Annotated in this window: 26 protein-coding genes and 1 pseudogene; 17 read left to right on the forward strand and 10 right to left on the reverse strand. The window is 60.0% G+C overall.

All coding sequences use genetic code 11. From position 1 onward, the window contains the following. Positions 1–155 precede the first annotated feature (155 nt). The 5 genes from FHS78_RS09125 to FHS78_RS09145 all read left to right on the forward strand — a co-directional run bounded on the left by FHS78_RS09125 (position 156) and on the right by FHS78_RS09145 (position 5,577). On the forward strand, positions 156–2,747 hold the full coding sequence (locus FHS78_RS09125) for a hypothetical protein (protein WP_167093419.1): 2,592 nt from the start codon (positions 156–158) through the stop codon (positions 2,745–2,747). A gap of 225 nt (positions 2,748–2,972) precedes the next feature. Continuing rightward, positions 2,973–3,290: a DUF736 family protein gene (locus tag FHS78_RS09130; protein WP_167093421.1), complete on the forward strand. Its 318-nt coding sequence runs from the start codon at positions 2,973–2,975 to the stop codon at positions 3,288–3,290. A 123-nt stretch (positions 3,291–3,413) separates the two neighbouring features. Continuing rightward, positions 3,414–4,064: a hypothetical protein gene (locus FHS78_RS09135; protein WP_205305262.1), complete on the forward strand. Its 651-nt coding sequence runs from the start codon at positions 3,414–3,416 to the stop codon at positions 4,062–4,064. A gap of 158 nt (positions 4,065–4,222) precedes the next feature. Next, positions 4,223–4,837 carry a type IV toxin-antitoxin system AbiEi family antitoxin domain-containing protein gene (locus tag FHS78_RS09140; RefSeq protein ID WP_167093423.1) on the forward strand — a complete coding sequence of 205 codons (615 nt, stop codon included), beginning with the start codon at positions 4,223–4,225 and terminating at the stop codon, positions 4,835–4,837. After that, a complete protein-coding gene (locus FHS78_RS09145) occupies positions 4,834–5,577 on the forward strand; it encodes a nucleotidyl transferase AbiEii/AbiGii toxin family protein (RefSeq protein ID WP_167093425.1) in 744 nt (247 codons plus the stop codon). The genes FHS78_RS09140 and FHS78_RS09145 overlap by 4 nt, the downstream gene beginning before the upstream one ends. Here FHS78_RS09145 and FHS78_RS09150 read toward each other — a convergent pair. Both FHS78_RS09150 and FHS78_RS09155 read right to left on the reverse strand, forming a co-directional pair. Further along, positions 5,572–6,731 (reverse strand): IS3 family transposase gene (locus tag FHS78_RS09150; RefSeq protein WP_167093427.1). Its coding sequence is split into 2 segments (ribosomal slippage): positions 5,572–6,482 and positions 6,482–6,731, totalling 1,161 coding nucleotides; the frame shifts between segments, so codons are not numbered across the junction. The two genes, FHS78_RS09145 and FHS78_RS09150, sit on opposite strands and share 6 nt — an antisense overlap. A gap of 138 nt (positions 6,732–6,869) precedes the next feature. Then, on the reverse strand, positions 6,870–7,655 hold the full coding sequence (locus FHS78_RS09155) for a metallophosphoesterase (protein WP_167093429.1): 786 nt from the start codon (positions 7,653–7,655) through the stop codon (positions 6,870–6,872). Positions 7,656–8,127: 472 nt separating this feature from the next. On the opposite strand from FHS78_RS09155, the pseudogene FHS78_RS19760 reads away from it, so the two are divergent. The 4 genes and pseudogenes from FHS78_RS19760 to FHS78_RS09175 form a co-directional block, all read left to right on the forward strand. Beyond that, positions 8,128–8,241 (forward strand): annotated as a pseudogene (locus FHS78_RS19760) (helix-turn-helix domain-containing protein); the annotation flags it as partial. A 155-nt stretch (positions 8,242–8,396) separates the two neighbouring features. After that, the gene (locus FHS78_RS19765; protein WP_167093431.1) at positions 8,397–8,627 is read left to right on the forward strand and encodes a zinc ribbon domain-containing protein; all 231 of its coding nucleotides are present in this window, start codon (positions 8,397–8,399) and stop codon (positions 8,625–8,627) included. A 249-nt stretch (positions 8,628–8,876) separates the two neighbouring features. Next, a complete protein-coding gene (locus FHS78_RS09170) occupies positions 8,877–9,296 on the forward strand; it encodes a DUF805 domain-containing protein (RefSeq protein WP_167093433.1) in 420 nt (139 codons plus the stop codon). Positions 9,297–9,403: 107 nt separating this feature from the next. After that, positions 9,404–10,561: an RNA-guided endonuclease InsQ/TnpB family protein gene (locus FHS78_RS09175; RefSeq protein ID WP_167093436.1), complete on the forward strand. Its 1,158-nt coding sequence runs from the start codon at positions 9,404–9,406 to the stop codon at positions 10,559–10,561. Positions 10,562–11,000: 439 nt separating this feature from the next. On the opposite strand, the gene FHS78_RS09180 is transcribed toward FHS78_RS09175, so the two are convergent. From FHS78_RS09180 to FHS78_RS09205, 6 genes are all read right to left on the reverse strand, one after another. Next, complete coding sequence (locus tag FHS78_RS09180) at positions 11,001–11,504, reverse strand: thermonuclease family protein (RefSeq protein WP_167093438.1); 504 nt, start codon at positions 11,502–11,504, stop codon at positions 11,001–11,003. A gap of 302 nt (positions 11,505–11,806) precedes the next feature. Continuing rightward, positions 11,807–13,042, reverse strand: a complete 1,236-nt coding sequence (locus FHS78_RS09185) for a Fic family protein (RefSeq protein WP_167093440.1) — start codon at positions 13,040–13,042, stop codon at positions 11,807–11,809. Between the two features lie 119 nt (positions 13,043–13,161). Then, the gene (locus FHS78_RS09190; RefSeq protein ID WP_167093442.1) at positions 13,162–14,196 is read right to left on the reverse strand and encodes a helix-turn-helix domain-containing protein; all 1,035 of its coding nucleotides are present in this window, start codon (positions 14,194–14,196) and stop codon (positions 13,162–13,164) included. Positions 14,197–14,628: 432 nt separating this feature from the next. Then, positions 14,629–14,769 (reverse strand): hypothetical protein, encoded by a 141-nt coding sequence (locus FHS78_RS09195; RefSeq protein ID WP_167093444.1) that lies wholly within the window; start codon positions 14,767–14,769, stop codon positions 14,629–14,631. 778 nt (positions 14,770–15,547) lie between these two features. Next, positions 15,548–15,928 (reverse strand): type II toxin-antitoxin system HicB family antitoxin, encoded by a 381-nt coding sequence (locus FHS78_RS09200; protein ID WP_167093445.1) that lies wholly within the window; start codon positions 15,926–15,928, stop codon positions 15,548–15,550. A 31-nt stretch (positions 15,929–15,959) separates the two neighbouring features. Beyond that, positions 15,960–16,145 carry a type II toxin-antitoxin system HicA family toxin gene (locus FHS78_RS09205; RefSeq protein ID WP_167093447.1) on the reverse strand — a complete coding sequence of 62 codons (186 nt, stop codon included), beginning with the start codon at positions 16,143–16,145 and terminating at the stop codon, positions 15,960–15,962. On the opposite strand from FHS78_RS09205, the gene FHS78_RS09210 reads away from it, so the two are divergent. Both FHS78_RS09210 and FHS78_RS09215 read left to right on the forward strand, forming a co-directional pair. Beyond that, the gene (locus FHS78_RS09210) at positions 16,059–16,526 is read left to right on the forward strand and encodes a hypothetical protein (protein WP_167093254.1); all 468 of its coding nucleotides are present in this window, start codon (positions 16,059–16,061) and stop codon (positions 16,524–16,526) included. The two genes, FHS78_RS09205 and FHS78_RS09210, sit on opposite strands and share 87 nt — an antisense overlap. Positions 16,527–16,887: 361 nt before the next feature. Continuing rightward, on the forward strand, positions 16,888–17,331 hold the full coding sequence (locus tag FHS78_RS09215) for a hypothetical protein (protein WP_167093449.1): 444 nt from the start codon (positions 16,888–16,890) through the stop codon (positions 17,329–17,331). Here the strand turns inward: FHS78_RS09215 and FHS78_RS09220 are convergent. Together FHS78_RS09220 and FHS78_RS09225 are read right to left on the reverse strand one after the other, a co-directional pair. Further along, the gene (locus FHS78_RS09220) at positions 17,322–18,374 is read right to left on the reverse strand and encodes a metallophosphoesterase (RefSeq protein WP_343041948.1); all 1,053 of its coding nucleotides are present in this window, start codon (positions 18,372–18,374) and stop codon (positions 17,322–17,324) included. The genes FHS78_RS09215 and FHS78_RS09220 overlap by 10 nt on opposite strands. After that, on the reverse strand, positions 18,308–18,847 hold the full coding sequence (locus FHS78_RS09225; protein ID WP_167093453.1) for a 3'-5' exonuclease family protein: 540 nt from the start codon (positions 18,845–18,847) through the stop codon (positions 18,308–18,310). Before FHS78_RS09225 ends, FHS78_RS09220 begins: the two co-directional genes overlap by 67 nt. A gap of 38 nt (positions 18,848–18,885) precedes the next feature. Between FHS78_RS09225 and FHS78_RS09230 the strand changes: the two genes are divergently transcribed. From FHS78_RS09230 to FHS78_RS09255, 6 genes are all read left to right on the forward strand, one after another. Then, positions 18,886–20,061: a metallophosphoesterase gene (locus FHS78_RS09230; protein WP_167093455.1), complete on the forward strand. Its 1,176-nt coding sequence runs from the start codon at positions 18,886–18,888 to the stop codon at positions 20,059–20,061. Next, complete coding sequence (locus FHS78_RS09235; RefSeq protein ID WP_281356618.1) at positions 20,061–20,639, forward strand: metallophosphoesterase; 579 nt, start codon at positions 20,061–20,063, stop codon at positions 20,637–20,639. Before FHS78_RS09230 ends, FHS78_RS09235 begins: the two co-directional genes overlap by 1 nt. Before the next feature lie 281 nt (positions 20,640–20,920). Further along, entirely contained in the window at positions 20,921–21,529 is a 609-nt protein-coding gene (locus FHS78_RS09240) for a DUF6088 family protein (protein ID WP_167093459.1), read from the forward strand. Continuing rightward, the gene (locus FHS78_RS09245) at positions 21,522–22,595 is read left to right on the forward strand and encodes a nucleotidyl transferase AbiEii/AbiGii toxin family protein (RefSeq protein ID WP_167093461.1); all 1,074 of its coding nucleotides are present in this window, start codon (positions 21,522–21,524) and stop codon (positions 22,593–22,595) included. The genes FHS78_RS09240 and FHS78_RS09245 overlap by 8 nt, the downstream gene beginning before the upstream one ends. 35 nt (positions 22,596–22,630) lie before the next feature. After that, entirely contained in the window at positions 22,631–22,921 is a 291-nt protein-coding gene (locus FHS78_RS09250; RefSeq protein WP_167093463.1) for a HigA family addiction module antitoxin, read from the forward strand. 206 nt (positions 22,922–23,127) lie between these two features. Next, on the forward strand, positions 23,128–23,358 hold the full coding sequence (locus FHS78_RS09255) for a hypothetical protein (RefSeq protein WP_246220420.1): 231 nt from the start codon (positions 23,128–23,130) through the stop codon (positions 23,356–23,358). The last annotated feature ends 14 nt before the right edge of the window (positions 23,359–23,372 follow it).

Genomic DNA, 23,372 nt, shown 5'->3' on the forward strand with positions numbered 1-23,372 from the left:
GGATCGAGTGCCCGAGACCGCAGAGCGCACGATTACCAGCCGAAAAGGGAATCGCCATCGGGTGGGAAGCGATGCAGCTCTCCTTTCTTGCAAAAAGTGGCGTCAGGCTTGTCCTGCACCGGAGCCCTGCTCCTACTGGAAAGGCAAAATGGAGAATGATGATGAATTCGGGATCAGAGGCGGATCGTCGCCGCGGAGACAACGGGGCTGGCAGCCAGGCCGGCGTTCGCGCGGGCCGCGAGAATTCAAGGAAGGCCGCGCATGTCAGTGCTGGGGATCGAGCCGGTTCCAGATCTGGAGGCACTCCTGTCGGGCCGTCGGTTTCGAATAAAACCGGGGCCAAGCCGACCGCCAAACAGCCTGGTCAGAAACAGCCCAGCCAGAAACAGCCGAGACAGGAAAGGCCCAGCCAGGAACGGGCCAGAAAGAGAGCACCCGTTTCGAAAGGGCCAGATGCGAAACAACCGCGCCTGATGTGGAAAATCCGGATATGGCGGTTTGCGAAGCAGGCTTTTACGAAATGGACGGATCTGTACGCCGCCATTGCGCAGCGTATCCTCGACAAACCGGCCGGGCAGCAACGGGCTGTGAAGCATGCAGGCACTTCCAAACCGCACCGGATGAAAGATGCGACCAAGGCGAAACCGCGTATCGATGAAAAGAAGCGGACGAGTGAGGTAGTGACAAATTCGACTGCGACGAAGGAAAATCAGACCGCCTTGAAATCGGCGACGGTGCATTCAACCGCAGAGAAGCCTGCAACGGATACGGAGGTGGCGCAAAAGTCGGCCGCCGTGGCACCTGCCCGAAAGGTTTCGAAGCAGGACGAGCCTTCTGGGGCACATAGGGTGTCCGGTGAGCCGGATGCCGCCCCGGTGAAAGCGCCAGGGGCGGGGGCGACGCCGGACAGCCCGCGCCGCTGGGGCACGCCGGACTACGAACGTCTCGGCGCAGTAAACCGAGATCCGCTGGACCTGCGCCGGGCTGACGGCACCAGGATTTCAAGGTTCGCCAAAGGCGGTCTCTACAATCCGGACGGGACACGGGACAATGCGGATATCCTGGCGCGCGAAGGGATCCAGTTCCAGGGCATGGTGTTCTCGGGCCTCGCGGAGAGAGCCCTGCGTGCCAAGATCAATACCCGCGAAGCCGGCGATCCGATCGATGCGCCCGGGCTACCGAGCGAGAACGAGCTGCTCGATCGCGCCCTCGCGCATCATGCCAAGCTCGCCGTCGACGCCGCGATGGCCAAGATCGAGGCCAGGAAGGCAGAGGAAGAAGAAGCCCGCGAATACGCCTATGTGAACCAGCCGCCCAAACCGGCCCCTACCCAAACGTCCGGGACCGGAATGAAGGAGCCCGGAGGAAAGACTGGAGCCGGTGAGCCGGACCGGCAGATGCCGACCTCGGGCGCCGACGCCGAGCCGATCCTGCGGATTGAGGGAGAGGACGCCTACATCGCCGCGCTGGACGAGCTCACCTTTATCGGGCCGGTCCGCAGCCATCTGTCCCCACCGCTGTGCCGCCGGACGCAGACCCTGATCGAAGCGGCGCGCGCGCAGATCAAGCTGCGCGAGGCCGCCTATGTCCCCGAAGAAGCCGAGATGGAGCCCTGGGACAATTACGACCCGGACCCGGACGCCCACACGCTGCGCCGGTGCCGCGACCTCATTCACCGCTACCGCCGTCTCACCGGGATCACGCCGGACGATCAGGACGACATCGATCTTGATGCGGTCGAATTCGTACACTGGGTCCTTGTTGATGCGAAGCAAAAGTGCGCGAGCGTGCAAAAGGACGTCCTCGACGCGCTCTGGAACGGCATGGACCACTACATTCGACACAATCTGAGAGCGGCACGGGTAATGATGAATGCGAGCCGGATCGAATTCTCCGAAAAGGCAGAGCATACCGCCTATATGGGCAGGACGGACCGGGCCGCCGCCGCGGCGGAATGGAGCCCGGAAGGATCCGGCGACTTCGCGCATCCGGACCGGCATCTGCCCTGGGACGATTTCGATTCCATCATGACCGAGCTCGAACGGCGCTCCTCTGTCGGTGCCGCGCGGACCCGGCTCTGGCTGCAGGCCTCGTTCGCGGTGGGATTGCGGCCGATCGAATGGCTCTATACCGATATCCACAGTTTCGAGATGGAAGGCCGCAAACGCGACTTCCTCGTCGTCATGAACGCCAAGCTCAGCGTATATCCCAGGAGCTCGGTCTCGCGGGCCATCGATATCACCGAGCTCGAGCCGTTCTGGCGCAAGCCCATGGACGACATGGTCAAGCACGGCCGCACCTGGGACGAGCCGGCGGAGTTCATCAAGGAATACCGTCTCGTGAAAACCACCCTCGTCCGTATCCAGAAGAAGATCTGGGGCGAGGTGCGCTACTCACTTTATTCCTGCCGGCGCCAGTTCATCGCAAACCAGAAAACCATGCTGAACCCGGTCGAGCTCGCCGCCGTTACCGGCCATTGCGATACGACATCCCAGGCCAGCGGCTATCCCGGCGCCCAGTACGCATGGGCCGCCCGCCGGATCGGCGTGGTGTACCCGAACCCGGACGAAGTGTTCCACCTGCGCTCCCATGAAATCGCCAAAAAGGATCGCGGCCGCGTGCGACTCGGCAAGCCCCGCCTGCCGGGCAATTTCGAAATGAAGCAGATCCAACCGTTCCTGGATGCAATCGAACGCGAAACACCGCGCCCCGACACGAGCCCCCTCAAAGGGATCGCACTCGGATAGGCCGGGCGGCGCGGGAAGCGGTTCAACTCACTTGAATCGAGTTCAATCTATTTGAACCGGGGTCAACTCACTTGATCCCGGTTCAAATCATTTGACCCGCACTGGATTCGCGCCGCTCGCCGCGGCCGGGGTTCCCGGGCGAGTGCGCCGGAAACGGATGACGCAACCAGCGCATCGGCATCGCCCTTTGCATCCCCCGCATCACCAACACAGGAGACCTGAACCGTGCAGATCAGACACTTCATCCTCGCCAAGGATGGCGGCTGGACCGGCTCCATCCGGACGCTCACCATCGACGCCAAGGTCCGGCTAGTCCCCAACGACGATCGCAATGGCGACAACGCCCCGGCATTCCGCGCGCTCGTCGGAAACGCCCGCATTGGTGACGCCTGGGATGCGCGGACGGCAGGCGATAACCCGAGATATTATCTCCGTGTCCGCCTCGACGACCCGAGCCTGACCGCGCCACTCAGACTGTCCTTGTTCCCGTGCGACGAGGGCCGCAAGGCGCGGTTGGTGTGGAACAGAGGGAAGGAACGGTAGCACATGCGCGCCGCTTGGGTGAGCAGGATCGTTTGGCCTGCCTATGTTGACGAAACCGCCGTCTGATCCACCCGGAATCGAGATAAGAAGGGTCTGCGAGAGGTGAAATCGAGGAAGCTTTCCATGGCGAGGACAACGGAAACCGGTGCTGGTAGCTACGATGAAAACGTGAAACGGATTGAGGTCATTCAGACCGGTCTTAGTGAATTCTGGAAAGACGCCGAGGGCTGGGCTCCGTCAAATGTCGCTGCGCTGCTGGACAAGTCCCGCCTGGACTGGCTCCCATCTCTTGCTACGGCCCTCAATCATTGGTCCAAAGATGGAGACTTGTCGCCAGGAGAATTGATCCTGGCCTGGGCAAATCTCGGTAGCCTGCTGGAAGGGACACTGAAGCTGTTCCTTGCGGTCTATCTCGCTGACTACGAGAACGATGCGGAACTGCTAAAGGCATTGAACATCATATACAGGAAAGGGTCTAAGAAGGACGATCCGAAGTCGCCTGATGAACTGACCTTGGAACCTATCCGACAATTCTGCAAAAAGCGGAAGCTTCTGAAAGCGGAGGAGTTGGAATTTCTGCACCAAGTGCAGAACTACCGAAACCTGATTCATGCCTTCAAGGACAAACCACTCGGCACGACGGAGGACTTTCGGAATGCAGTTGGCGTCTACCTGACGTTCATCGCCGGCCTTGCGACGAGGCTGCCGTATCCAGGAGAACTCAGCTTCCACTGGCTCGATCTGGCGGGTCGTATATGGGCACAAAATGTCTGAAGGAGGTGTTTGGAGGTGCGCAGGCCTCCGGCGACAATCCGCGTTACTTTCTCCGCATCCACCTCGATGACCCGAGCCTGCCCGCTTCCGGTTGCAGGATCCCGCTGCCTATGAGACAAAGTCTCGGCATTTATATATTATTGCTGAGCATAAGAAACATGGCTAGGACGGCTCACGGAACGCTGAAAGATCGCGCGCTCACCATCGCCAGGGAGCACGGCATCGCGCGTGCGCGCGATTTCGATGCGAAGGGTGTTCCGCGCGCCTATCTGGGCCGACTGCTGGATGAAGGCCTTCTTGTGCGCACGAGTCGCGGTCTCTATCAGCTTGCCGATGCGGAATGGTCCGAGTCCCATAGCCTCGCCGAAGCCGCGCGGGCCGTACCGCACGGTGCCATCTGCCTGCTCTCCGCGCTCAGATTCCATGAACTCACGACACAACTGCCGCATCAGGTGTGGATGCTGATAGGTCACAAGAAATGGGCGCCCAAAAACCCACCGGTGTCCCTGCGCATTATCCGAGCCACCGGCGAAGCCCTGACGGCGGGCGTCGAAAGGCATACAATCGAGCAGGTGGAAGTGCCCATCACAAATCCGGCCAAGACGGTCGTCGATTGTTTCAAATACCGCAGCCAGGTCGGTCTCGATGTGGCCATCGAAGCGCTGAGAGACTGTCTCCGAAGCCGCCGGGCCACGGTCGATGACATTTGGCATTTTGCCACCATCGACCGTGTACAGAACGTGATGCGGCCCTATATCGAGGCCACGGTATGACCCCGAAACCACCCCTCAAGAATGTCGGTGCCTCGGTCCGGACACGGCTCACCCGGCGCGCCAGCGAGCGCAAGGAAAACGTTCAGCTTGCGCTCACCCGCTTCGCCATCGAACGGCTGCTCTACCGACTGAGTCTGTCGCCCCACAAAGATCGTTTTGTGCTGAAGGGTGCCATGCTGTTCAGCCTCTGGACGCCCACGCCTTATCGCGCAACCGGCGATCTCGATCTTCTGGGATATGGCGATGCGGCGCCGGAGCGGATCGCTGCGGTCTTCCGCGAAATTTGCGGGATCGAGGTCGAGAGCGACGGCGTGGTCTTCAAGCCGGAAACCCTGCAGGCCGAGCCGGCCCGGGCTGAAGACGAATATAGCGGCGTCCGGATCACCATGACCGCCGAGATAGCCGGCGCGCGCTTGCCCATTCAGATCGACATCGGATTTGGCGATGCGGTGACCCCGGCCGTGCAGGACATCGACTATCCCTCGCTGCTCGACATGCCGGCGCCCCGGCTGCGAGCCTACCCGCCCGAGACGGTCGTGGCCGAGAAATTCCAGGCGCTGGTCGCGCTCGGCATGCTCAACAGCCGCATGAAGGATTTCTTCGACCTCTGGGCGATCTCGGAGACGTTTTCCTTCAACGGACCGGTCCTCGCGGATGCAATCGCGGCGACCTTCGATCGCCGCCGCACGGACATCCCCACGGATACGCTGACCTGCCCCCCGTCGGTCCCTCGTTCATAACGAGAGTCTGCGGGTTTGATTTTGATACTCATGGGTTTCGGTTTGGGCAAGCGCGCCGGGCGCGGAGCCCTCAAATTGCTCAAGCGCTCGGCGCGCTTGCAGTGGCGTCTGGTTTCCGAGCGACGAATGCGGCCTGACGGCGTTGTAGTCATATCGCCATAGCGCCAGCTTTCGCCGGGCATCGTCCAAGGTGTCAAAGATCTCCTCGTTCAATAACTCGTCGCGCAGGCTGCCGTTGAACGACTCGATAAAGGCGTTCTGCTGCGGTTTCCCTGGGTCGATGTAATGCCACGGCACATCGTTCTGGTCGGCCCATTTCAGGATGGCCCGGCTGGTGAACTCCGTCCCGTTATCGCTGACGATGCAACCTGGTTTTCCGTAGACCCTCACCAGCGCATCCAGCTCGCGGGCGACACGGGCTCCCGAGATACTGGTGTCGGCCATCAGGCATAGGTTTTCTCGGCAGCAATCGTCGATCACCGCCAGAATGCGGAACTTGCGTGAAGCACCCAAGCTGTCCGACAGGAAGTCCAGCGACCAGCGCGCATTTGGGTGCGCGGCTGCTGGCATTGGCGTGCGTGTGCCACGGGCCCGCTTGCGCCCCCGGCGTCGCTTCACGGAGAGCCCTTCCTCGCGATAGATGCGGTAGAGCTTCTTGTGGTTCATGGTCATCCCCTTGCGTTCCAGCAGGACGCCGATCCGGCGGTAGCCGAACCGACGCCGCTTGCCAGCAATCTCCTGCATTTCCTTGCGGATCTCCGGACAATCCGGCGGGCGTTGGCGCCGGACTGTCTTTGGATCGATACCGACAAGCCGGCAGGCCCGGCGCTGCGAGATGTCGTGACCCCGCATCGCCCTGAGCGCTGCCTCTCGCCGCTTGGTCAATGTCGTCAGTTCTTTCCCAGCAGGTCTTTCAGCACGACGTTGTCCAGCATGGTGTCGGCCAGCAGGCGCTTGAGCTTGGCATTTTCGTCCTCCAGCGCCTTCAACCTGGCCGCCTCGGACACCTCCATGCCGCCATACTTGGACTTGAACTTGTAGAACGTCGCCGGGCTGAGGCCATGCCGACGGCACACCTCTGCCGTCGGCATGCCTGCCTCCTGCTCCTTGATCATCCCGATAATCTGCGCCTCGGTGAAACGGCTCTTTCGCATTCGTCTGCTCCTTCAAGGTTGGGCAGACTCTACATCATGGTGAGGGATTTCGCGGGGGGCAGGTCATACGACAAAGCGCAGGTGATGCCGGGCAGGCCAGACCCCGTGTGCCGGAAGACCTGGACCGGGATCCGGACATCAAACCTTGAACGTAAAGCCCGGGTCGAATTCCGGGTTCGTCACCTCGATCTGGTAGCCATAGGGATTGCAGAGCACCCGGGTGCTGCCGATCGTGTAGTCGAGACTGTCGTGGATATGACCGTGGACCCACGCCTCCGGCTCATATCGCTCGATCAGGTACTCGAGATCCGATGCATAGGCTGCGGCGTCCAGACTCTTTGCTCGCTCCGGGTTTTTGTCCAGGCTTCTGGCGCTCGGCGCGTGATGGGTGACGACCACAGTCGGGCCCTCGAAGGGCTCGGCCAAAGCGCTTTCGAGCCAGTTCCTCTGCTCGCGGTGCAGACCGACCACCCATCGCGGATTGAGCTTGCGCCGGTTCCGGCTGGCCGAACGCCGCTTGATAAAACGGAAGTCGTTCATCTCACGCCGGAGTTGGCCCAAGGCCGAATAGTACGTGTCCGGATCAATCCGGTAGTCGGTCCAGAGCGTGGTGCCGACGAAGCGCGTGCCGTCAAGCTTCACGGTGTCGTTCATCAGAACATGGACCTCATCGTTCGAGGCCGCCCGAAGGTCCTCGATCACATCCTCAAGAATGCCGTCATAGAATTCGTGATTGCCCGGGACATAGACCGCAGGCGCATCCAGCCTATGGGCGATGGCTTTGGCCCGCTCGATGCCGTCCAGGCCTTCCGAGATATCGCCTGCCAGAACGACGACATCGATCTTGCCGCGCAGATCTGCCGGCGGCGTGAAGTCACTCCCATGCTCGTAATGGAGGTCTGAATAGACGGCAATTCGGGTCATGGCGCCATCATCTCCACGCTCTGCATGTTTGCGCCCCTGACCCGACGCAGCCTGTCTTCTGTGTTTCGCGGGCGGGATCATCTGCACGTCACCACGAGGCGAGCAGGTGGTGGTTCTGATCGTGCCCGCATCACAGCGGGATCTGCTTCGGTCTCGAACACTGCGTCGCCATCGAGCGATCCGTGTTGCGTCCGGGACGGCATACCGCTTCGATTTTGTATTCGAGTTTTTATATAGCGCGTCAATGTCGGATCGCAAGCTGAAAGCGGGATGCTGGCGCCGCGCCTCTGGTGTCGCGGGGAAGGCTACTGAGTGCCTGCATTTCATCCGCCCCGAAAATCTTCGTCTGACTACGCGTGGGAAACCTCGTTGTCTTGCCTCGGCGTAGCCTTCGGCGCAGCCCGGGTCAGGGCAGGGCGGATAGCCTCCATCGAGTGTTTGCACTGGCAGGGCCGGCGTCCATATCGACGCCATGAAGGTTTTCCGCGTCTGGCGATACGTACTAGCCCCGACGGATGAGCAGGCCGCGCAGATGCGGCAATGCGCCGGCGTGGTGCGGCTGGTCTATAATCTCGCGCTGGAGCAGCGCCGGGCGCGCCGGCTATCCCACACCCCGGCGCCTCAATCGGAATTGGGGGATGACCCATCTCCCGAAAATCGGCCCGGTCCGCTTCCGCTGGACCCGCGACATCGCCGGTACCGTGAAGAATGTTACGGTCACAAGCGACCCGCTGGGCTGGCATGTCAGTATCGGCTGCGACGAGCCAGACCTGTTCGGAGTGTGGTTCGATCTCGAAAACCCACCGCAAGAGCCGAGCGGTGCTTATCTGTTCCGACTGCGGGCACTCGGCCCATGCCGATACGAAAGCGGCGCGGAACATACTTCAGGCCGGAACGCGGCTTTCGGAGAGGGCGGCGGACGCGGGTCCGTCGAACCGGGAATCTCGTCAGATCCCGCTCGCATCAGGCTGATGCGAAAATCCCCCTCCTTCAGGTCGGGGAAGACGTTAAGGCAATCAGGACAGGGACTACCTGTCTGAGATGAGCTCAGTGTGGCCGTGTTCAGGCGACAGCGTAACTTTTGTTGCGTTCGGTGCGGGTTGAACAGAGTGTTGAGTGCGCTTGAAGAATTGTTCCGAAATCCGATTTGTGTGATCCGGTGTCCATAGACATGCAGACAAGATCCGGCTTGAATATTGACATCTTTGTCAGGAGTAGCCGGTGGACGAATTCAGGACGCATATTTTCGAATTGCTTTCGATGCGCGGCCGGCGTTCACGGGCGAGCTTTGTGCTGACGATCGGAGCGGCAACTATGGCTGCCGGTTTCGCGTTGAGCCTCGTATTGTCGACGGCGATTTGGGAGATCGCCAATGTCGGGTTCGATGTGTTCGGATGGGCGGGAATGGCATTGCTGCCGATTTCTTATATTTTCGCGAGCATCTGCGTGCAGCGCCTGCACGATATCGGCCTGAACGGGTTGTGGTTTGTGCCGGCTGTCGGCGCTGTTGCGGTCATGCCGGATCTGGCGTTGATGTTCCTCGTCTTTGCGATCGCGCTGGTTGCATTGATGGTCACTCCGGGTACGCCCGGTGCGAACCGTTACGGCCGCAACCGCTTCCCTTATCCGAACGCGCCGTAAAACCCGGTCCTTCAGGGCGGGGATACACGGCGCTCCCGCGCGAGCGGGAATACCTGTGTTCTCTTTTGGTTCTTGCATTTCAGTCGGCTCTGCGGAAAGATTCCGGTATGCGACGCGCGATCAAGCTTAGGCTCTACCCCACGAAGGAACAAGCTGAGGAACTGGACTTCCAGTTCGGCGCAGCGCGCTGGGTCTTCAACGACGCGCTGGAGCAGAGGTCGTCGCTCTGGAAGGAGCGGAAGGGATCCATCTCCAGATCCGATTTGATCAAGCGTCTGCCCAGGTTGAAATCGGCGCCGGAAACGGCCTGGCTGAAGCGTGGCGACAGCCAGGCTATGCAGCAATCGATCATGCATCTCGACGAGGCGTTTCAGCGTTTCTTCCGGAAGCGGGGTCGCTATCCGCGTTTCAAGTCGAAGCACGGCCGACAGGCGATCTCGTATCCGCAGCGGGTCAGGATCGTCGGCGGAAGCCGACTGTATTTACCGAAGGTCGGGGACGTCCGCGCGGTGCTGCACCGCCCGGTCGAGGGCGAGATCAAGACGGTTACCGTCTCCCGTGAGCCAACGGGCAAGTTCTTCGCCTCGATCCTGGTCGAGGATGGGCGCGAAGCTCCGGTAGCGCCCGAGGAGGTTTCCGCATCCGACGCCGTCGGCATTGACCTCGGATTGGTGCATTTTGCGACGCTCTCCGGCAACTCGGATGGCCGGAACGTGAAAGTTCCGAACCCGAGGCATTACCGCAACGCTCTTGCAGCGCTGAAGCGGCAGCAGCGCGCCTTGTCGCGCAAGAAGAAAGGATCTTCCAACCGGGCGAAGTCCCGGTTGAAGGTCGCGCGCGCCCACGAGCGCGTGACGAACGCCCGAAACGATTTTCAGCACAAACTGTCGAGACTGCTGGTCGACGAGAACCAAGCGATTTGCGTCGAGACGCTGAATGTCCGTGGCATGCTCCGGAACCGGGCGCTTGCCCGGTCCGTCGCCGACGCCGGATGGCACGGCTTCGTCTCGAAGCTGGCCTACAAGGCCCAGGAATCCGGCCGGCATTTCGTAAAGATAGATCGGTTCAACCCGTCGACGAAGACGTGCTCGCTCTGCGGCTCGATCAATGACGATCTATCTCTCGCCGACAGATCGTGGACCTGTGGCAATTGCGGTGCGGAGCACGATCGGGACGGAAACGCGGCAGACAATATCCGCCGCGAGGGGCTTTTGAAGTTACAGGCGGCAGGACTGTCCGTCTCAGGCCTGTGGAGGCATGCGTAAGACCATTCTCCCCCGGGAGAGCGGCCGCCGCCAGCGAAGCAGGAAGCCCCGTCCTTCAGGGCGGGGAGCAGTCACCACTCCAGTTTTGCGTCCTCCGGTTTCGGCGGGCGCTGACGGACCGCCTCCTCAGATTCAGAACCCTGGAAGGCGAGAAAAGGCCCTGCTGTTCCCTAGCGGCAGGGCCTTTTCGTTGATAAATGCGTGGGAAGCCCCGTCGTTCAAGGTGGGGAGGAAAGCGCGTATCGAGATTTTCATTTGCGTGCCCGGTGTCCGTATCGATGGGACCGGACCTCGCCGTGAGAACCAAGCGGCGCGGAACCTAGCTCGGGCCGCCCCCCGGCGATTCGGTGCGCCGAGTGGCAAACCGGTCGCGGCGTATCGGTTCTCCTGGCAAGGCGAGGACAGGGTTTCAAAGACGTCGGCTCCGCTACGGGTATCGTTATTTGCGAACGATGTCGCACCATTTCCCATGCGTCGAGGGGGAATAGGGGATTGCAAGACCAATCGAAATCATGTCGTCGGCGATATCATGTCCATCGACGAAAACACGCGCGAGCGTGCGCTCGTACACGTCGTTCCCATTGCGCTCGATCGTGACAACGGCACCACCACGCAGTTTGCGGCGGAGATAGTCCCGGGCCTTGATCGCGGCCTCGCGCTCGGCGGCGCATTTCGCACGGGTCCCCAGTTCCGGCGCATCCACGCCGAGAATGCGGACCCGCTCGGCGCCCATACGGAACGTGTCGCCGTCGTAAATCGATGTGATCTCGGAGGCCGAGACAGGCGTCGCAGCGCCGGACGGGGCCCCGGAGGTACTGGTCTGTTGATAGAGAGCGATCGCGCCGATAATCAGCAGGCCGACGGCGAAGCCGGCATTGCGGCGGCGAAAGAGTCCTATGAAGCGGCGGCGGGGTCTGGAACGGAACTGAAATATGCGAGCCATCTTTGTGTCCATGTCGGGAGCGTCGAAAAGACTTTATCAAAAGCGAGAAAAAGTGCGCTTTTGGTAAATCGTTCAGGGGCAGGTTTCAGGGGCTGCGTGTTGGGAGATGGACCCAACCGTCGAGGACACCGGTGACGGAAGCGATTGTCGCGGAGGGTATCTGCTGGCAGCCGGCCCAGCTCGTATCGATCTCGCCGGTCACTTTGTCTCCCAACCGGGTTGGAACGTCTTCATGCGATGCGGTGCGGGCTGTTTTGCTGATCCGGCGAGGTCACACTCAGGGTGACAGGAGCCGTACGCGTCTAACCGAAGCTGTCTGGATCGCGTTCAGCCGCTCCGAAAAGGTCCGGGAAAAAGCGCTCTCTGTAATCGAGAGGGAAGGCAATGCGGACCGGTGTCTTTGGGCCGTCCGATTTGAGAAATCCGGCTGACACGAGTCTGGTCAGCGTTTTCCGCGCAGTACGCTGCGACGTCTGCAGGACCAGAGCGGCGTGGCCGCGGTCAAGTTCTCCTGAAAGGAATACCGCTTCCGCCAGTGTAGGTGCACGCGCGTCGTCGACGGTTTCGCGGATGATATCGGTGTAACGCTCGAGAAGGCGGTCCTGGTCGAACATGAAGAGGGAAAAGCGGATCTGATCGTGGGCTGCTTTCAGAAACCATTCCGTGAAAGAGCTGAGCGCGGCCAGAGACAGGTTCCCCCGACCGTCCAGGTCGCCGCGCCGCGGACCGTCGGCGGCATCCATCTGCCGTTTGTATTCGCCGCTGTCGACAAGGCCTCTTGCTAGGCCGCGGGAAATCGACCAGAGCCCGTGACTGCCGATCCCGGCGTGAAGCGCCATCGCATGAGATACGAGCCGGGATACCCGGCCGTTCCCGTCGGGGAAGGGATGAATGAAATTGAGGCGATGATGGGCTGCCGGGATTGCGAGCATGTAGCGGATCTTGTTTTGAGACGAGAGCTCGCCGTAGCGCCGGGCGAAGTGCTTCATGTATTCGGCGACGCGGACAGAACTCGGGGGCTGATGGCGTCCGACGGATACGTCTTCGTCATCGGTCTCGCGAAAGCGACCCGGAACGATCTCGATCTTCCGTCCATCGCCTGATGTCATCACCCGATATTCTGCGGGCATGTTTTCGTAGAAGCGGGCATGGACGTATCTGATGAATTCTATCGATGTGGCCACCGGCAAGCGGTCGGCAGCGAAGAGTTCGTCGATTTCCCGCTCAACGAGGACATGCGCCTTGGCCTCTTCTGCCAGAGGGCGGATTTTGTCATCGACTTCGGCGCCTGCCAGCGCGTATTCGATGTCGCGTGGGCGGACGTCGTGGCCTTCGATGAGACCGGAGTAGTAAGCATTCATTACACGGACGAGCTCAGCAAGCTCCTGCCTGGTCCCGGGAGAACGGAGCTCGTTGTCCAGCTTCCGGGCGTCTTCCAGGATGGTCCCGGCGAGGTTGGCCAGGTCTGCCGGCACGCCGGAATCCGCCCCCTCAAGAAGGCAGGGTTCGATGCGACCCGGGGTTTCAAGCGGCGCCATCCGATTGCCGATCTATGGAGCAGGAAAAGTCGTTCAAATATCGGTACTTAACAACAAAATCGCTACTATTTTGCCGATCTTTATTGCCGATGTTTGGCTTCGCTGAAAAGGCAATGGAATCATGTCTCTACGGGGGAGAGGCTTCTGTATGCCGATTCAGCTTGCCCCTCGGAAGGATGCGCGATCAAGCCGAGTTGCCGCCATTTTTGCGAGATGGGGGCAACTGGTAATTCGGCCAACAGGTTCGCGGGATCGCCTTGAAGCCGGTCTCTCCAGCCCGCAAACCGGGCGCGTTCCGCCAGATATCGTTCGGCGACATCGAGAACCTGTGGCTCACCGTCTGTCTCGGGGCTCAAAACCCGGGCGGCCGCCGTCGCCATCGCCATGACCGGTTTGGATATCGAGGCAGGACGGATTTCCTGCTTCGGGCCTCTCCCGTTTTCGGTGGTTTTGTTTGTCCCGGTCTCAGTCGGTGAACCCCAGCTCCCTTGCCGAGCAGTGACTCCTTCTTCCGAAGGATTGGGATCTCCGTCAAAAATGTCGGTAAGGGATCCAAAAAAACGATCGATCCATTCGCGCAGTTTTTTCGAGAGCACGGAGTAGGTGTTGATCGCGCGGCGGTTTCGCTTTTCGGTCCAGGCGCGCTGGATCCGGATGAGCCCCATGCTTTCCAAGTGCAGGATCGCACGCTCCACCGTCTTCTGACTCGTACCCGCATACGCCGCGATCGCGTCGAAGGCGATCCGGACCTCGCGGCGGCCCTTGAGCTCACGGCCGAGCGTATAGAGCACAGCGCCCATCGCCGGTGTCAGCCCGTAGGTGGAGTGCTTTACCCAAAACGGCAGCCGGCCGGCCATGTCCTGCCAGCGATCCTTGTTGCGATGTGGTCCGTATGCGGCCTTTTTCGGGCGGGCCGGCGTGATCTTGAGATCGAGTGCTGGGCCGGTCTCGCCATCGACCACATCGAAGCGGCCCTGGTTCCGGAGCGCGCGGCGCTCGCTCGCTTTGACTTTCTCGCGCTGGGCGGTGCTCGCCTCGATCTCGGCCAGCATTTTCGCCATCAGCTCCGCGTCGGGCGCGCGGCGCATCAGCTCGGTGTTCATCAATCGGGTAGCAGGGTTCGGTCGGCGCCCGGGGTGATTCCGGTCCGTCATGTCTTCCTCCAGTTCTGAGGAAGCCGCCGCCCGGGCAAAGACCCAGGGTTCACCGCAAGCGCATTCTTGCGGTGTTAACCCGTCGGGCCTATCTTCTGACCGTGAAGCAGATCAGAGGCCGCGACGTCGGCTTCGGGTTTCAAAGGGTCTCCGGTTGCCGCCGGGGGCCCTTTTCTTTTGAGATCAATGGGTTACGTCGTCGCTTCCCTCCTCGGTTCGAGTCCGTTGAACGCGCTGGGCGTTCGTCCTGCTTTCCGGGCAGCGCGGCCGAATCGCAGGCCGCAGCTCTCCCGTGCCGGCGCGCGATTTTTTGCTTGCCGGGGAAAATCGAGGTGGGTAATGTCGGGGGTATCGAACCTACCGACGAACCCACCTGGGGTTCTTTCCGAGCCCTCCGAAGCGCCAACTTCGGGGGGTTCGTCGCTTTTGGGGTCACGTTTTCACTGTGTGCTCCCTGTGGTCGGAACGGGTGTCGCGGCCGAGCGCTGCCGCAATCAGGCGCTGCACGGCCTCGGAACGGTTTTCACCAGGAGCTGCGACCGCATCCACCGCGGCGATGATCTTCTCGTCCATATGCAGACAAACCGACTTCTTGCCCGCGCGCGGGCGCGCGGGCGAACCGCAGATGCTGGCGGGAACGGTTTATCCGTTCCCGCCAGCATCTGCGGTTCGTGCTTTCATCTACACTTTTATACAAGCATTTGTTTTTAAAGGCATTTTTTGGCTCATCGGCTGAGCTGTGCCGATCCCGCTCCGGTTACGGATGGGTCGCAACAACCCAACAGGCCGGATCCGTCCTGGCGTCGCATCGCGTTACCAGCATGCGGCTATATTAAGTCATTGAATTCATGCATTTAATTCCTGACGGCCTTCCTGTCGGGTGGCGGTCTGAACGGTCTGTCGGCTTCCCCGGATCAGGAAAGTTCGTGCTTTCATCTACACTTTTTGTGTAACGCATTGATTTCAATGAATTATTTGTTGAACTCACGCCCCGGCGGCCCGCGCGCCCAGAAGTCACCCGTGCTTCTTGGCAAGACGGATCATTACGGATGGGACATGTTAAGATATTAAATCAAAACATTTTTTTGATACTTGGGAGAAAATTGCGCGCAGGAGGCAGGCCGGTGAATGAGCGATCGAACCGTCGATGAAAGCACGAGCTTTCCCTATCCAGGAGCAGGCCTGGGGCGCGGTAGCGCGCATGAGCTGGACCCATCCCTTTGCCCGGGATCTTTCGCTCCGGTTGGGCCGACCGTGCCGCGGCAGGCGTGGGCGGTCAAAATTCCCTGAATTGATTCGCAGTTCTCGACGTCGGACACGCGCTGCAAGCACAGCCATGTTCAGGCGTTTTTTATGCTGCGAGTTCCCGTCGCGCTGCTCTGGCCAGGAAAGCGGATCGGTTTGACGCCACCTTGTCGATAGCGTCCAGGAGATCTTCCGGCAACGTTACTTGAACTCGTTTGGACCTTCCCGGATCACCCGGAATTGAGACAAGAAAGGCTACGGCATCGGCGTTGTCGGGATCGGCCATGATCGTATCAAGATCAGTGGGAGCAGGAATGCTCTCCCCATCTGCCCGCATAGCTTCGACATGTCCGGCAAGAGCCTCCGCAGCCATGAGGCGAGCTTCCTCCAGCGTTTCACCGGCCGTGATGCAGCCGGGAAAATCGGGGAAATCGACGCCGTAATCTGAATCGCTATCCTTCCGGAGCAATGCAATGAAAGTGGCCATTTGCCCCTCCTTGGGCTAGAGCAGCCGAGCTTCAGAACGTGAGGCCGGCCTGCTTCTCGATGCTTTTGACCGTGCCCTTCGGGATATCCCGCTTTGGATGAGGCACAGTCACGATGCCGGGTTTCGTAGGGTGTTTGAAGTGATGGTGGCTGACGGTTGTGCGAACATGCTGCCAGCCGTCGGCTTCAATCTTTCTGATAACGTCCCGGCTATTCATGTGTACGTATATACACGCAACCGGCTGCCTTTAAACAGAGTTGTGTATTTTTATACACATAAATTGCCTTCAAGGGCAGGTTGCGGGCGGTCAAAGTCCCCCGATATCACGCGCGATTTCATCAGGCGTCTCCGGCCATCAGTCGCGCGGCTTGCACACGTCCTGCCGGATCGTCGCATTGAGATCTGCCATTTCCCGTATCCAGGCGACAGGACAGTCACCTTCCGCTCAGGCAACATCCTCTGTGTCCCAGATCCGGGCGGCCCGGTACAGAGTTTCGAAATCGATAACGTCGGCAAGCACGATGTCATGGATCGCGCCGATAGAGACCCCATCGAAGAAGGCCTGCATATGTGGCCGCCAGGCGCGTGCGCGATATGAAGCATGCAGACATCCCACGAAGGTCTCGATGTCGATCCATTCGGGACGCGGTGCATTGATCGTCTTAACGTCTTCCCGCGCCTGAAGGAGGGGATTTGGGCATCAGGCCGGGGGAAACGCGACCTGACGGCATTCGCGGTTCGATGGTTCCGCGCGAGGCGGTTTCCCTGATGGCCGCATTCCGGCCCGAAATATGTTCCGCGCTGCTTGGGTCTCGCGACGAAGTTATTGTGTCAACGATATGGACACCGGTCGCGCAAATAGAAATTGTCGATACGCGCTTTCCGCCCCGCCCTGAACGACGGGGCATCCAGCGCATCTTTGGTGAGGTGCATCGACACCTCCTTTGGGATTTCAAACTATGGCAAAGCCTTATACGGTCGCGTGCAGTGATCGGTACAAGCTGATGATGCATCGGATCATTGCACGCGCGTTGCGCCGTGATCCCTCGCTCCTCGCCAGAGGGTGGACGGCGCTGGAGCGCCAGAAGAGCCGGGGTGAGGATTCGTTTCGCATCCAGGAATGGGCAGAGATCTTGTCACTTCCGATCCCGGAACTCGCACGGAAGATCATCGAAAGGTCGGAGAATATGGAACGGCTGCGGCTGAGTTCGCCGCTCTATTTCGTCGTCGATTTCACCGATCTCGATCTGCGACGGCGCCTCATTGCCAAGGCAAAGCGGGGAATCGTGTATGAGCGCCGCGCTATTTTCGTGGAGGAGCTCAGCGACGAAGACCTGCGGCTGATCGCCAAGGCCCGTGTGCCGGAAGATCTCGACTGGGATCCTGAGGCCGATCAGTCCTGATCGCGTCGGGACAACTCCTCGAAGCCTTCGCGGAGCTCATCGAGAATCTCGCCGGGCGCATTGTCCAGCGAGTAGGCCTCGGTCGAACTCCCGAGTGTGAAGACGAGCGGCTCGTATTTGTCGGCCCCTTCTTCGTGCCCGGTATATCCGCGCTGAGAGGACAGGACCCGGGTTCTGCCGTAGGTCCGGTCGAAATCGATATGCGTGTGGCCGAAACACCAGGCATTGGGATGCCACTTTTCGATTTCGGCGGTCAGATCGCTGGCATAAGCCGGGGACAGGTCTCCACAAACAAATTCGCCGTTTGCCTCCGGCACCGGCGCGTGATGGGTCACGATCAGGATCAACGCGTCTTCGCCTTCATCGGCACGGATACGCGAGACCTCGTGGTCTAGCCAGGCCCGGCTTTCGAAGTGGATGTTCCGGAGGTCGAAGGGCTCGAGCATTTTGAGCCCGTACCTTACGAGCTGGTGGTCATTGAGCTGGCGGCTGGCCTGGTGCATCGCGCCGGAGATTTTCTTTTCTTCCTTGCTGTTGACCTCATAGTCGGTCCAGCGCGTGCAGCCGAGCACGTGTAGGCGACGGCCGTCCTTCTCGAGGACGAGTTCGTCATTCTCGAGGAAGTGCGCATCGGCATTGGTTAGTGAGAGCTCGCGCAGGTCATCAACCGTGCCGCCGAGATCGCGCTTGTAGGCCTCGTGATTGCCGGCGATATAGACCACTGGCACGCCAAGAAAGGCGGCTACCTTTTCGGCATAGACAAAGCCCTGCTTGCCGATATCGATATCGCCGGCCAGCACAACGAGGTCCAGGTCTGCCTTGGCCAACCCGTCTAGCAGCGGCCCAACCTTCGGGTGCTTGTCAATTTTTTTCCGGGCCGTGTTCAGCGCGAACCAGGCGCCGCTCGGCGAGGAGGGCGGTTCGAACTCATTATGCAGGTCCGACATGAGCGCAATACGGAATGGCTTCGGGGTCATTATGCGATTCCAGTCACACAGAAGCTTTGGTCCGGACATGCGATCCGGGCGACGAGCTTGCCCCATTCCAGGGCGTCGGGACCAGCCCTGTGACGGCGATGTGTGCGCCGTCTCATCGCAAACTCCAGCTCGAGGAGCGGTTTGTCCTTCACGATCTCTTCGAGCCGGTCCTGAAGCTTCAATATGTCCCCGGTCCTGTTAGGACGCGGGGTACCGGCCGCCTCGTAGAGAGTCTTCATCCAGAATTTCTCGAAGGATGGCGCATCGGAATAGAGCGGGGTATCGCCAAATCTTTCGTCGATCCGCTGAACCGCGGTTTCGACGTTGATCCCTTTGTCCATGAGGTCGCGAAGCCGCAATCCATGCAGCAGCTCGGCTTCTGAAGTCCATTCCCAGTTCTGGAGCCAGTCCTCCGTCGGCCGGATCAGAAAACTGTCGACCGAAATCTCCTGCGCGTCGATATCGACTGTGGCCCAGCCGAACTCGATCGGGTAACTCTCCATGCCCGCGGCTTCGAAATCTATGACCGTGATTTTCATGCGCTTATAATACCCGGGTTTAAAAGGGCCCTGACGAGATGTCTGTCGAGATTACAGCATTTATGCCATCCGACCTGGTGCGACCGGGGCAGGGGAAGCGTGTTTTTGCCATCGGTGACGTACACGGACAAGACGATGCTTTCGAGCATGTGCTCAACGCGATGGCGGAGGCTGCCGAAGAATCGAAGGAAGAGACCGAGCTCGTGCTGCTTGGCGACCTCATCGATCGCGGACCAGGCCCGGTGCGGTGTCTCGACCTTGCAATGAAGCCGGCCGAGGAACTCGGCTTTGACGATAAAACCGTTTTAATGGGCAATCACGAGCAGATGGCACGGCTTGCTATGGGGCTGCCGGACCATTTTTTTTGGCTCTGGATGCAGAACGGTGGCCACACGATTTGTCGCGAGGCCGGGATTTCGAAAGAGGAAGTCGAGGATCTGGAGCAACAGAAGCTCCTTGCCGACTGGTTTCGCCGGACCGTTGGTTGGGAGAGGCGCCTGTTCCTGCGTTCGCTGAAGTCGCATCGTCAGATCGGAAATCTGCTCTTCGTGCATGCGGGAATTGCTCCAGGTGAGTCCAGGGAAGAGTTCCTCGCCGGACCCTGGCATGGCAATGGCGTTCGCACAGCCCATATCGATCAGTATCACTGGGCCTGGATCCGATGGCCGTTGCTTGAACACGAAACAGGTTGGGGAGGTGATCTGATCGTCCACGGTCACAGCATCGAGAAGCACCAGCTCCAGCGAGAGGGGCTGGACGAGGATCAGGCACACCGCATTCGCTTCGACCGGCTCGGGTTGGATGGTGGCGCGGCCATTTTCGATGCCGTGGTCGGCGCCGAGTTCGTCGATGGCGCCTATCGGATCTTCCGTGCGGAAGCAGCCAACACAAATCCGTATGCACCAAAAGCGCCAACTAAGCCTGTGAAACGCGTTGAGACAGAGGAATCACGCAAGATTGCTGAGTTTCTTCGCCGAGAAAAGGAAATCGGCGATCGCGTCCGTGCCGGCGGGATCGAGTTGCCGAGCGCCATAGCCGAGCTGCGGGAAGCCTACTTCTTGACGCAAGACCAGCTCTCGCTTCTCACCAAGATGCCGGCCGATCGGATCAACGACATCGAAAACGGAGACGTCGACCCAACCCTGTCCGAACTTAACCGTCTCCTCCGGCCTTTCACCTTTATCGTTGGTGCTATTGCAAAGAAAGACAGCTAATGCCCCGGGAATTTGTCATATCCGACCTGCATTTCGGGCACGGGCTCATGATCTCCGAGAAGATCCGAAGCCCGCGACCGTACGACGATACGACCCAGATGAATAATGCCCTCGTCGAGGCGTGGAACGCGGCCGTAGAACCCGAAGATACGGTCTATGTCCTGGGCGATGTCGTGCTCGGTATGGCTCCGAACGCCGGCATCGCCCAGCTCTCGCGCTTGTTGGGGCGCAAGGTGCTCGTGCGCGGCAATCACGATGACGACGAGATCGTGACCGCCCCCGGCCTCTGGGATGAGGTCCATTCCTATCTAGAGCTGCTCCGCACGAAGAACCGACCCATGGTCGTGCTGTTCCATTTCCCGATTGAGGAATGGCACGGCATTCGGCGCGATGCGGTCCATCTGCACGGCCATCAGCACGGGCGCAACCGCCCGATGAAGAACCGGCTTGATGTTGGGGTCGATGCGGTCGGCCTGGCGCCGATCCGGCTGGAGGACGCGATCAAGCTGGCGCAGAAGCAGAAGACGGTGATGACCGCTCTCGATGTGCACAGCCCGCGCTCGAAGCGGCCGAAGTGAATTGCGCGAGAGAAAGGGCGGGCGGGGCAACCTGCAATGATTTCTTGCAGGTTCAATCTGACTCCGGCCGCACTGAATCCGGAAGATTCTCGACGGCGCTGACTTTCTTTTAGCGGGCTCTCGAAGGGATTGAGCTGCCACGCAGGGTATTTAGATCGCCTATACGGCACTGCGTGTTAAAAAATATCATAACTATATGAATATGAAATGATTTTTCGAAAACATGCAAAATTGCTTGTTAGAAATATATATGATAATATCTAACAAGAAAGTGAGGCTCAATGTCTGCAATTGCCGACAAAATCATGAAGCGGGTACGCGGCAAAGGCCGTGGCTGGGTCTTTACACCCAAAGACTTCATCGATTTCGGCACGCGCGGGTCTGTCGATATGGCGCTTTCGCGGCTTGTCCAGTCGGGAACGATCAGGCGCGTCGGGCGCGGCCTTTATGACTACCCGGAACTACACACGAAGCTCGGGCCTCTAAGCCCGGACGCAGATAGGCTTGCTCGCGCGGTTTCACGACAAGGCGGCGACCAGGTGACTACCTCCGGCGCGGCGGCGGCAAACCGCCTTGGGTTTTCGACCCAAGTCCCGGCCAAAGCCACCTATGCGACGACCGGCCCGACGCGCACCAAGAATGTCGCGGGACGCACCCTGACCCTCAAACATGCCCGCGCGCCGGTGATCGACAAGGCGTCCGACCGCGCCAATTCGGTGTTGCAAGCTCTCGCCCATATCGGAAAGGACCGCATTGATGCTGATACGATCCGGCAATTGGCGCGCCGCCTCGACGACCACGACATGAAAACACTCATCAAGGCCCGTCCGAAGATGCCGGGCTGGATGGGCGATATCGTGCTGAAGATCGGAGCGGTCAGACATGGATGAGTTCGCTCGCAGACCGGCAGACGACCGCCGCGCCTTCATCCAGGAAGCAGCGAGCCGGCGCGACCTGACCGCCGCCATCATCGAAAAGGACTTCTGGGTCTGCTGGACTCTAAGACGGCTGGTTCGCTGTGCGGAGCTGGAGGGGCATTTCACGTTCAAGGGCGGAACGTCGCTCTCGAAAGCCTATGGGATCATTCAGCGGTTTTCGGAAGATATCGACCTGACCATCGACAGGAACGCGCCGATGGTTCGCGACGCCCCCTCTCCTATGGAGAACGGAATCAGCGGCAAGGAACGCAAACGCCGCACCGATACGCTCAAGGCCGCCGCGCAGGAGTATGTGACCACCGTCGTCATGCCGGTTTTGCGCCGGGAAATCGAGACCGCGCTCGGCACTGCCGAAGGATGGGACATCGTTTCCGATCCGGACGATCCCGACAGCCAGACACTGCTGTTCAATTACCCGCGTCTTGCCAATTACGGCCAAGGATATGGGCGTGGTGGATGGGGCGTTGGCAGATTTGGCGAGGGCGAAATCGGCTACATCAAGCCCCGTATCAAGCTGGAATTTGGCGCGCGCGGAGATACCGATCCGTCGGAACTGAAAGACATTACGCCCTATCTGGCCGAGACATTTCCGGAAGAGCTGCCGGATTCCATATCCCCTATCCCGACTCTGGCGGTGGTGCGGACCTTCTGGGAAAAAGCGACCATCCTCCATGCCCTGCATCACAACGGAAAACTGCGTGAAGGTATGTCGCGGCACTATTACGACACGTTGATGCTGGCCCAAAAGGGCATTGCGGACGAAGCGCTGCAACAGCCGGACCTTCTTGCCCGCGTCGTGCACAACAAGAGCCTGATGTTTGCCGACAACTCCGCCTCTTACGACACGGCCGTCATAGGTTCGTTGCGGCTCGTCCCCTCGGAGGAAATCAAAGCGCGGCTCGAAGAAGACTATGCGGCCATGTCGGAAATGTTCATGGACACCCCGCCTACATTCGAAGACCTGCTGGCGGGGAGCGCCGAACTGGAAGCACGGATAAACGGCCAAGCCGAACGCTGAAGCGGGATCGTCGATTATAATTGACGGGATGTGGAATGAGCTTGGTGAAAAATCCATCGCATCCAGGCGAGGTGCTCAAGGAGTTGTATCTGGACGGGCTGGGGCTTAGCCCGATCGGTCTGGCGAAGCGACTGCACGTGCCTCGCACACGCATTGAGCGGCTTGTAAAGGAAGAGACGTCGGTCACTGCAGACACCGCGATGCGGCTCGGGAAGTTTTTCGGCACCACGCCGGAATACTGGTTGAACCTGCAACGAGCGTGGGATCTGGCGCGCGCCCGCGATGAAATCGACGTCTCCGATATCACTCCGCTAGAGGCGGCTTGACCGCGCTCGATGTGCACAGCCCGCGCTCTGAGTCGCGCGTAGACGCTTCGACATAAGAATAAGTCAAGAGGCGACTGTTAAAGCCCCGGGGGACATCGAGGCGCCATCGGCGACTTGACGTGACATCACATACGATATCATATTAACGTGTGATTGTTGTGACATCCAACATGAGCACCTACCCTCTCAGAATCGCAGATCATGTTATGGAAGAAGCCAAGCGAGCAGCGGCGGAAGACAATGTTTCGCTCAACCAGTTGCTTTCAGCGTTTATCGCCGATGGCATCGGTCATCGGCGTGCCATTCTGAACCTGAGAAACCGAGCAGCACGCGGCAATGTCGATGCGGCTCTGGAAATTCTCGATCGCGCACCTGATGTCGAACCTGACCCGGGCGACGAGTTGGTAAAAGCCCATGTCCGAGATGGCGCGGGATAGATGCCTGTTCGCCA

Source organism: Parvibaculum indicum, from assembly GCF_011762095.1.
Classification (GTDB): Bacteria; Pseudomonadota; Alphaproteobacteria; order Parvibaculales; family Parvibaculaceae; genus Parvibaculum; species Parvibaculum indicum.